Source organism: Polyangiaceae bacterium (assembly GCA_020633235.1).
In the GTDB taxonomy this organism is placed as follows: Bacteria; Myxococcota_A; Polyangia; order Polyangiales; family Polyangiaceae; genus JACKEA01.
The window spans coordinates 559,432-569,697 of the sequence record JACKEA010000002.1 but is presented as its reverse complement, the minus strand read 5'-3'; the positions used below and the strand labels follow the sequence as shown (position 1 = coordinate 569,697).

General features: G+C 71.1%; 2 protein-coding genes. Both read right to left on the bottom strand.

The genetic code is table 11. The features are described 5' to 3' along the window. Positions 1-79: 79 nt before the first annotated feature. On the bottom strand, positions 80-5,497 hold the full coding sequence (locus H6717_13045) for a hypothetical protein (protein MCB9577942.1): 5,418 nt from the start codon (positions 5,495-5,497) through the stop codon (positions 80-82). Then, a complete protein-coding gene (locus H6717_13040) occupies positions 5,494-10,242 on the bottom strand; it encodes a hypothetical protein (GenBank protein ID MCB9577941.1) in 4,749 nt (1,582 codons plus the stop codon). Before H6717_13040 ends, H6717_13045 begins: the two co-directional genes overlap by 4 nt. Positions 10,243-10,266 lie beyond the last annotated feature (24 nt).

Genomic DNA, 10,266 nt, shown 5'->3' with positions numbered 1-10,266 from the left:
CCGACAAAACTCTCTTGCTGCTCCATGGGCAGAAGAATGTTGGTGCGGCGCGAGCCCCGTCGCGGCCAGCGCGCGCGGGTCAGCCCGCGACGCCGAGACGACGGCGCGCTTCGGCGTATTGCTCGCTCACGCTGAATACGGCGAGGTCCCGCGCCTCGGGATTGCGCACGATCCACTTGAGGCGCTCGACGCCATCGCCGGGCGGTCCTTCGTCGTGGCCCGAAGCCAGAGCCACTGCGGCGAGTGCGACGTTCGGATCCCCAGTGACCAACAGCGCGGTGCGGTTGCCCCACTGGTTGATGGCGGTCCCGAGCTGACTCGCGCGGTTGCCGATGGAGCCGATGACCTCCAACGCCAGCACCGGAACGTCGTCGTCCAGCCGGCGCGTGATGGCGGAGCGCAGTCGCTGCTGCGCGTCGGCGAGCTTCTTGGCGTCCACGTTGGGCGGCGACCAGTTGGTGGCGAACACGCTCAAGTAGCCTGCCATCACCGGCCACAGATCGATGGGCGCGGTGCGCGCCAAGGTGCACGCTACGCCCTGGATGATCTTGAGCGCGCGAACCACCAGGAAGTTTCGCACGGCCTCGTCGCCCGCTTCCAGCAACTCGGTGCCGAACACCAGGCGCGCGGGCAGGGTGGATAGCGGTAGGACGTTCTTGCCCACCGCGGGGGAGGAGTACACCTCGAGGCCGTTGATGCCGAAGCGCTGCGCCAGCTGTTGGAGCTGGCCCACGAAGCCCTGCGCCTCTTGGGGCAGGGGAGTGGCGCGCAGCGTACGTAGGTCCACGGCGTAGGCGGCGTCCAGAGCGTCGCCGCTCTTCTTCAACAGCGCACGGAGCGGGAGCGTGAGCAGATCCGGGGCGAGCAGCTCGTCCAGCCGCGGGTCGGCGGCGCTCGGCCCCGCGCCCGTGATCTCGGTCTCGCGGCCTTCCAGGGCATCCAGCGTGGCATGCGCGATGGCCGCGGCGTCGGTGCCGCCGCGGAGCTCGGCCACGGTGGCCAGCGCCGCGAACAAGCCAGAGTCGAAACGGCCCGTCGACAGCGCGCGGCGCGCGTCGTTGGCGGAGCGATCGAGCAGCACGTTGAGGGCGGTCGTCTCGCCGTGGCGTTGGTAGAACTCCGCCAGCGCGCGAAGCACGATGCCGTCTTGTGGCCAGGTCTTGCGCGCGCGGTCGAGCGTGGTCTCGGCCTTGCGGCGATCCTGCGCCAGCTCCTCGAACACCTTGGCCAGGACCAAGGTTCGATCGCGCTTGTCCTCCGGGCTGCCCGCCTGGTTCACCAGCTCGGTCTGCATCTGGATGCTCTTGGCCGTGTCTCCTAGCCGGCCGTACACGAACACCAGGCGCTCCACGGCGCCCACGTCGTTCGGGTGGCGCTTGAGGATCTCCTTGTAGGCGAGCTCGGCGCGCTCCGGATTCGGCAGCTCGGTTTCGTACAGGTTGCCGAGCTTGCGGTAGATTTCGACTTGGCGATCCGCGTCCGTGGCGGAGCGGGCCAGGCGGATCCACGCCTGCTCGGCGCCTTCCCAGTCTCCTTCTGCGACCGACAGCTCCGCGAAGGCGTCCAGCGCTTCCACGTGATCGGGGTTGGCGTCCAGGGCCGCGGACAAGGCCATCTTGGCGGCGTCGCGATCGCCGACCTCGGCCAAGGCCCGGCCCCGAGTGACCTCCAGGGAAACGCGCTCTTCGGGGTCGTCGGTCTGGTCCAGCCGGCGCTCGAGGAGCTCGGCGAGCTTTTCGCGGTCGTCGCGGGCGATGTACAGGTCGCGCAGGCGCTCGAACACGTCCGCGTGGCGCAGATCCAGATCGGCGGCGTGCTCGAGACACACTAGCGCGCGGTCGCCGCCTTCGCCGTGGTCGAGCCACAGTACGGCGGCGGAGTACCACGCGGTCACGCGATGCGCGTCCACGGAGCTGGCGGCCGCCACGGCTTCCATGGCTTCCGCGGCCCGCGCATGCTCCCCGGACTTTTCCAGCACCTCCGCTTGGGTGGACAGCGCGATCAGGTGCTCCGGCATCAGCTCCACGGCGCGATCCAGCAGCTCCTTCGCTTCGCTGACCTTGCCGAGGCGCGTCGCGGCCTCGCTGGCCCGGAGCGCCAGGGTGGCGGCGTCGATGGCTCGGCTGGCGCGCTCACTGAGGTGAGCGTCGGCTTCGTAGCTCGCGGCGTCGTCGCCGGACTGACGTGCCAGGGCGGATTGCGCCCGCAAGGCCCACAGCGGCGGCGGCTCTTGCTTTGCCGCGAGGGTCACCATTTCGCGAGCGCCGTTCACGTCGCCGCTCCCGCGTCGCCCCCGCATCGCGAACAGGGCGTGCGCTTGCGCCTCGCTGCGATCGAGCAGTCCGGCGAGAGATGCCGCCACCGGCTCGAGCTCCTCCGCGCGGCCGCTGCCGACGTAGCCGTGCTCGAGGCGGCGTAGCGAGGGGAGGTAACCCGGCTCGCTCTCCAAGATGGCGGTGTCCCACAGCATGGCGCTGGACTCGCCGCGCGCGCGGTCCAGGCTGCCCAAGCGCTCGTACAGCTCGCGACGCAGCTGGACGTCTTCTTCTTCGCGGGCTCGAGTGAGCAGCGTGTCCGCCAGCGCGGCGGCGCCGGGACCCGAGGCCGCCAGACGTTCGGCCGTGATCTTCACCAGCTCGCCGCCCAGGCTCGCGGCCTCGTGGGCGGCTCGCGCTGCCGCCTCGATGTCGCCCGCCTTTTCGTACTCCAGAGCCGCGTCCAAGAGCAGCCCCGCGCGATCGGTCTCCGCCGCGGTTTGGGCGACTTCTTCGCGCCAAGCGCCGCGATCGCTCCCGCTGCCGGGGGACATCCGTTCGCACAGCTCGCGAAGGCCGACGTCTCCCGGGCGGGCCGTCAGGGCCTCCTCCAGCAGCGACACGGCCAGCGTCGTGTCGCCGTCCGCCACCAGCAGCGCTTCCCGCACGTTGTCGAGGGCGCGTTCGATGGGATCCGTCGTTCCGTCCCGACGAGCGCGCAGCCACTCGACCACGCCGCCGGCGTCGCCTCGGGCGCGAGCGCGCACCTCGCCTTGGATTTGAGCGAAGGGCAGCTTCGGATCGGCTTCCGCGGCGCGCTCGATGAGCGCTGCCGCGGCGGGATCCTCGCCCAGACGCAGTGCTGCTTCCGTGAGCAGGAGACTCGAATGGGCGGGTTCGGGGATCGCTTCCGCGAGCGCGGTGAGCAGCTCTGCCGCTCCCGGCGGTGGGGCCTGCGCGACGAGCGCGCGAACCGACGCCTCGTGGGTCGGGTCCGCTCCCAGCACTGCTGCATAGCGACGGCCGGCGTCGTCCAGGTCGCCACCGAGCTCGGAGATCAGCGCTGCGGCGGCGTTTCGATCCCTCCGCTCCTCGGGACTTTCGTCTCCAGGCCACTCCGCGATGGCACTCGCCACGCGGGCTGCGTTCTTGTCTCGCAAGCTCAGCTCCAGCGCGGTGAGCTTGGCGAGGGGCTCGTCGGGATGGGTCTTGGCGTAGGACTCCAACGCTGACGGGAGCAGGGTGGGATCGGCGCTGGCGGCGAGCTGAGCGATGGCGGCGCGGCCAAGCCCCACCTCCGCACGCTCCGGGTCAGCCCCCGAGCTGGGAACCGTGGGCATCGCGGCGGGGGCCGCGGCACTGGCCGCCGCGTCGCTCAAGGCAGCGAGCCGCGGATTGTCGGCGAGACCCTGGAGCAGAGGCGCCAGGGCTTCACGGCCGCCGCCCGTGAGCGCCGCCAGGGCGACCCGGTCTGCGGCGGTAAACGCTTCGTCGTCGGAACCGAGGGCGGACTGCACGGCGGCCGCGTCGTTGTGCTCCAAGGCGCGCGCCGCCAAGGCGCGGCGGGCGGCCGTGCTGGGCGCCGTGCTCAGCAGCCGATCGAGCGTACGGATGGCTTCGGCGCGAGTCTCTGACGCCGGCGCGAGCAGCGCTGCCGCGAGCCAGCGCGCCGCGCGATCGAGGCCATGCACCTCCGCGAGATCTCGGATCGCGTGTCCCGCTGCCGCGCGATCGCCGCTGCTCAGGGCGCGGCGCGCATCCTCGAAGGAGACTGCAGGAATCGGCGTGGCCAGCTCTGCGCTGCCTCCGCGAAGGCGGACCAGATTGGCGACAGCGGTGTCGAGGGTCTCGATCCCGGAGTCCTTGAGCTTGGGGGCTTCCGCCGAGGCTGCCAGGGCCCGGACCACCTTGGCCACCGGTGCTCGCGCGTCCGAGGGAGCGAGGCGGGCGAGCACGTCGAGCTTGCGCTCGGAGCTGGCCTGGTCTCCGAGGCCGAGGCGATGCACTTCCGCAGCCAGGTACGCGGCATGAGCGCGTCCCTCGTTGCTGGGTGCGGAGCGTGTCTCGGTCTCCAAGCTGGCGGCGACGGCTTTCCAGTCGCCCTCTGCGGCCGCCAGTAGGCGGGCTTGGCGCGCCGCGATCGCGGACGACGGCTGTTGAGTCGCGGCTTGAGTCGCCACTCGGCGCGCGCGCTCGAGGTCGCCGCTCATGGCCCACAGCTCGCTGGCAATCACCAACGCGCGGCTCTTGCTGTCCGCGTCGGGGCGAGCGATGGCCTCTCTCTCCATCAACTCCGCCCGCGCTCGGAACATCTCCAACGCGCCGCGGTCGTGGAGGTGCGCTGCGGCGGGGCGCTCATCCCCGGGCAGGGTTGCGGCGGGGGCCACCGGTCGCACCTCGTCGTCCTGGCCGCCGAGCAGATCGTCGATGCTGTCGGACTCTGGCTCGGCGATGGCCGGCGGTGTCCCCACCTCGGTGTCCCGCGAGACCTCGGAGCCCACCTCGGTATCGCGAGTGATGCGCACGGCGGCGATGTCCGTGTCACGAACCACCGGCGTGGGCGGGGCGACCTCTTCGAACTCGTCGGCGTCGAGCTGGTCGTAATCCGCATCCGGAGTGGAAGGGAGGGAAGCCGCGAGGTGGCTGGCGTCCACGCCATGGGGCGGCGTGGCGCGGGCATCGAGGGGCGGCGCATCCGCCTTGATCTCGAGCTCTTCCAGATCGAACGAGTCGTCGCGGAAGGGCAGCTCTTCTGCTGCCGGGGGCAGCGCGGGGCTCATGGCCGGAGGGAACGGCTCGCGCGGTGGTGGTCCGGGCCGATTGACGGCGGGGGGCTCTGCCGTCGCTTCCGGCCGCGGGATGCGCGGCGGTGGCGGCCGCGGCGGTGCAGCCCGCGGCAGCGGTGGCGGTTTGACGCTCTCGGCGATGTCGTCGAGGAGCTCGTCGACGTCCGCCTGCGCCTTGTTCGCCTCTTCCGCGGCGGCCGAAAGCTCGTTGGCGGACGCGATCACGGTGACCTCGTCTTCGGGGAAGTCGCGCTCGTCCGGCACGTGGAGCGGTGGTCCGGGCGGCGGGGCGCTCTCCCCGCGCGGCTCGTCGTCGGCGAGCAGCGAATCGAGGAGTGCATCAGGCTCGAAGTCGAGCCCGCCGAGCTCCTCGCCGATGCTGCGGGCGCTGCCGCTCCTGCCGGCACCACTGGCGTGGGGATTCGGCTTCGGCTTGGGATCGTCTGCGTCGCTCATCGAACACCCATGCCCAGCTTCTCCCGCAAAGAGAGATAAGTGGGCGACAGCACGAAGCCCAACAAGCGGGCCGCGCGCGCCTGTGCCTCCATCGAAGCCCCCAGGCGGCCTCGGGGGATGTCCCCGCCGCTCAGGACGTAGGACACGTCTCCCGCCGCGATGGCCGCCAGACGGTCGAGGCTCGACGTTGCCGCACGTACCCACGCCAATGGATCCTGTCCCGAGTGGGCGACGGCCGTGGCCAGCTCCGGCAGCACCTTCTTGACCCGCCGCGGCATCTCCTTGGTGAGCACCCGTTGGAACTCCCCGAGCATCGCGTATTGGGGCGACGGCACGTCGATGCCCACCACGCGACAGGCGGCCACCACCAGCGCAGCCACGTCGGTGGGGTCCCGGTGTCGCAGGATGGTGACGCCCCGGCGCAGGGCGAACAGCTCGCGGGCCACTGCTTGGCGGTGGGCCGCGGACAGCGGTGCGTTCACCTCCGCGCCGATCACGACGGCGGGGGTCTCGCTGGCGACGCCGGCGATGAGCATCGGATCCTTCCCGCCCACGTAGAGATCGAAGTCGCCCACTCCCAGGGCACCCGCCCAGGCGGCGATCTCGTTGCGAACCGGGAGCCCCGCGCGAGGATCGACGCGCTGCTTGCGTCCCACGCCGAACGCTTCCAGGCCCGGCCCGAGCGCTTCCGCGAAGGTCGTGGCCAGCGCCCGCATCAAGCTCGGAACGGGCCCGCGATCTTCCGGATCACACAGCTCCGGCAACGCGGTCTCGTCGATGGCCATCTGCGGTACCCGGGCGACGCGCTGGTCGAGCACTGCCAGCTCGCGATCGATCTCCGGCGAGCCTTCCCCCAGGGTCACGAGGGCGCCCAGGGCAGCCTGACGCACCCGTGGAAGATCGAGGCGCGCGGCGATGCGAGCGAGGCGATCCACGCGTTCGGGATCCATCGGCTCTTGCACCAACTTGCCCACGATGGTGTCGCGGCCGCGGGAGAGCAGCGCGTTCGAGACGTCTGGCGGGAACACGCCGCTCAGCACCAGGTCCAACGCCTCGCCGTCATCCGGCGACTCCTCCAGCAGGCGCTCGACCGCGGAGAGGGCACGCTCGGGATGTCCCTGACGGTCGCGGTGGATCGCCACGGCCAAGCGCGCGGCCTCGGTCCGCCCGGAAGAGCTCTCGCGCTCGTTCATGAGCTGTTCCAGCACCTGGGTGGCTTGCTCCCAGGCGCCGAGCTTGGCGGCCGAGCGAGCGAGGCGCTCGCGCACGGGCAGGGTCGACAGTCCGCTCTTGTACAGGGACTCGAGCACCGTGAGCGCCTTCTCTGGGTCGTTCAGCTTGTTCTCGAAGATGTCCACGGCGGCGACGCCGCTCATCAAGCGTTGCTTGGCGGGGGCCTCTTCCAGGGTGGAAAGCCGCCCGAGCTTCTCGGCAGCGGCGCCGAGCTTGCCCGACGTGAGGTAGATCTCCCCGGACAGGGCCAAAGCGCCGACGTGATCCGGCTCCAACATCGTGACGTTCTCGAGAGCGGCCAACGCACCGTCGCGGTCCCCGGCGCCGCGCAGCACGCGGGCGCGTTCCCAGAACAGCTTGGCGATCTCTTCGGGATCTTCCGCGACGTCCAAGCGCTTCGCGATCAGCTCCAACAAACGCTTGCCGTCCTTGCGGGCGCGGACGATGCGGAACAGCTTGTCGAAGGCCACGAAGCGACCCACATCGCGCTCGACGGCGCGAGACAGCGCGAACTCGCCGCGCTGAACGTCGTCGAGCTCGTCGATCAAGATCAGCGCGGCGTGCTCCCACAGCTCGGCGCCCAAGTGGTCGTCGCTGATGGCGTCGCCCAACGCCGCGCTGGCCTCTGCCACCGTTGCTCGGTCCTTGGCTTCTTCCGCCGCGGCGCGCAGGCCCTCCCAGCCGATGAGCTCGTCGGGGTACGCCTCCACCACCGCTCGAAACGCGCTGGTGGCGGCTTCGATGTCACCCGAAGCCAGGCAGTTGTAGCCGTACAGCGCGCGCACCAGGGAAGAGGATTCCTCCCCCAAGCTGCTCTGGGCGGCCGCCAGCGCGTGCGCGCGGCGGCGAGGATCCGCACCCGGCGGGGCCAGCTCCAGGTTGGTGAGGCGCGAGAGCTCGTCGGTGGTCGGTAACAGCGGCGTGCTCTCGTCCCCGGCCAAGCGACTCACGATTGCGGCGCTGCAGGCGAGGGCGCTGTCGGCCGTGGGGATGCGTGTGGCCACTGCGCGACGGGCCTCCACCTCGGCGTCGCGATCTTCCAACGCGATGGTGCTCGCGAGCCACTCGAGGGCAGCGGGCGGACTGGCGTCGGCTTCGGTCCAGCGCCGAGCGCTCTCGCTGGTGGACATCGGCTCCGGCGCCGTGCCGGCCGGGGTCGCCGAGAGCCCGAGCACGTGCTCCGACGCGCGAGCAATCGCCGCCGCGGTGCCCCCCAGCTCGGCGATGGCGTCCAAGGCTTGCTCGGCAGCGGTGGGGTCGGCGTCTTCGGGAGTCCACAGTGCTTGCGCCAAGAGCGCCGCGCGACCGATCTCGTCGTTGGCGTCCTTCAGCTGCTCGAGGGCGTCCGCGGCTTCGTTCGGGTTGCCGTCCTTGCCCGCTTCGAGGGCGAAGCGTTCCAGGGCGAGGGCAGCCGGATCGGCGTCTTCTGCGGCGGCCTCCAGGGCGCGCCGGCGCGCGTCGATGGAGTTGGGCTCGGCCGCTCGGAGGGCCCAGGACAAGAGCGCGCTGCCCGCCGCGGGGGCGTTGGCACTGGCCGCGTTGAAGCTCTCCACGGCTCGACTGCGATCGCCGCTCTGCCAGAAGGCGATCCCGGCCTCGAGCTGGAGCGCTGCTGCCAGCTCCGTGTCCGCCGTTGCCAGCGCACAGGCCGAGAGGACCTCGGCGGCCTTCGCTTCTTCGCCAGCGAGGCGAGCCAGCGAGGCGAGCGCTGCGGCCACCACGAGGTCGGAGGCGTCCTCTTCGTGGAGGGCGGACAGCTCCTCCACCGCGCTCTGCCGGTCGTCCGCTCCGAGCGCCCGCAGCGCCCGCAACAGGCGCAGCGCTCGCCCAGCGAAGGGATCGGTTTCGAGCTTGGCGAGCTCGCCGAGGGCCGTGCGCCCTTCTTCGCTGGAGGCGCCGTCCAGCAAAGGGAGCGCGAAGCTTCGGAGCACGTTGCCCAGCCACGCGCCGCCGGCGCTCTCCGCGAGGGACGCCAAGGCCTGCGTTCCGCTCGGCAGCTCCTTGCGACCCAAGCGACTGCGAGCCAGCTCGAACCACAGGCTCGCTTGCTCCGACTCGGTGGCCCCCGCGGCAAGCAGGCGGCGCGTCGAGTCCTCGAACCATGCCGCGTCGCCGATCAGGGCGCTCAACATGCGGGACACTCGGGCCAGCGTTCCTGGCTCCGTGCCGTACATGCCCGCCTGCGACAGCGCGGCCTTCGCGCCGGCGACGTCGCCGGCGCGCCGCGCCCAGGCGTCGGAGGCAGCGAGGAAGAAGCGAGCCTTGCCCTCGTCGCTCTCGAGCTGCTCCGCGGTTGCCTCCAGCGTGCTCGCCAATGCTTGCGGGTCGTGGCCACCGGAGAGCAGATCCAGTGCCAGGGCGCGAGCCGGAATGCTGCCCGCGTCTTCGACCAGGGCCTTGTTCACGGCGTCCAGTGCTCCGGGACCGTCGCCTTGCTCCGCGGCCCACTCGGCGACGCGCAGCCACAGCGCGGCGGCCATGGCGCCCTTCGAGCCTTGTTCCAGTGCGCCCCGCGCCAGAGTCGCGGTCGCTTCCGTGTTGCCTTGTGCTTGCGCCAGCGCAATCTGCGCCCGTCCGAAGGCGGGCTCGGTCGGCAACAGCTCCGTGGCGCGCGCGAGCGACGCACTGGCCGCCACGATGTCCCCGCGGCGACGATGCGCGTCACTGGCGCGCAGCAGGGCTTCGGCAGCGTGCGCCTTGCTACGGGCCGAGCGTGGAACGCCCAAGGCGTCGCCGGTGCTCTCGTCCTCCATGGCGCGGGTGATGAGCGTCGCGCGCGCTTCCAGCGCCTGCGCCGCGACGTCGTTCTTGCCCAGACGTCGAGCGACCTCCTCGAGACTCGCGAGGCACACGTAGGTGGCTTCGCTCTTTTGCTCCAGTGCTGCCTGGATGGATCCAATGGCGGCTTCGTCGTCGCCGAGCTCCAGCTGCAGCCGCCCGAGATCCAGCAGCAAGAGCGCCTGCCAGGTTGGGTGCTGGCACAGACGTGCCCGCGCAGCGAGACACTTGGCTCGAAGGGACTCGTCACTCAGCGTGCCGGCCACCACCTCGAGGGCCAACCACGCGCCGCCGTCGTCCGGCTTCTCGTCCACGGCTTCTTCGAGCAGCGCACGTGCGGTGTCGATGTCCTGCTCTTCGCCAATCACGAAGGCTGCGCGCTCGGCCAGGGCACGCGCGCGCTCCTCGGCGCCGTCGGCCACGGCCACCAAGCGTTCGAGGAGCTTGCCCAGGTTCTTCTGCGAGCTGCGGCGCTGGAGGATCGCGATCAGTCGCTCGAGGGGCTCGCTGAACTCCGGCTCCGCGTTGATGGACGCCAAATAGTCTCGAGCAGCGCCCGACTCGTCGCTCGCGAGCTCTTCGAGCACGGCGATCTCGTGCAGCAGCACGGCCTGTGCGGTGGGGGAGTCGTTGCCCTCCAGCTCTTCACGAAGCCGGGCAATCGATGCGCCGGTCACGTTGGGGTCGGGAGGGATCGACGTGGCGGCGTTCGGCGGGCTGGAAGTCCTCGTCATTCGCTTCTGCGATCGCGGCGCGTA

What these genes read in the sequence shown, in the direction of transcription:
- H6717_13045 (MCB9577942.1), bottom strand. Translation starts at nt 5,497, where the DNA reads ATGAGCGACGCAGACGATCCCAAGCCGAAGCCGAATCCCCACGCCAGT.
- H6717_13040 (MCB9577941.1), bottom strand. Translation starts at nt 10,242, where the DNA reads ATGACGAGGACTTCCAGCCCGCCGAACGCCGCCACGTCGATCCCTCCC.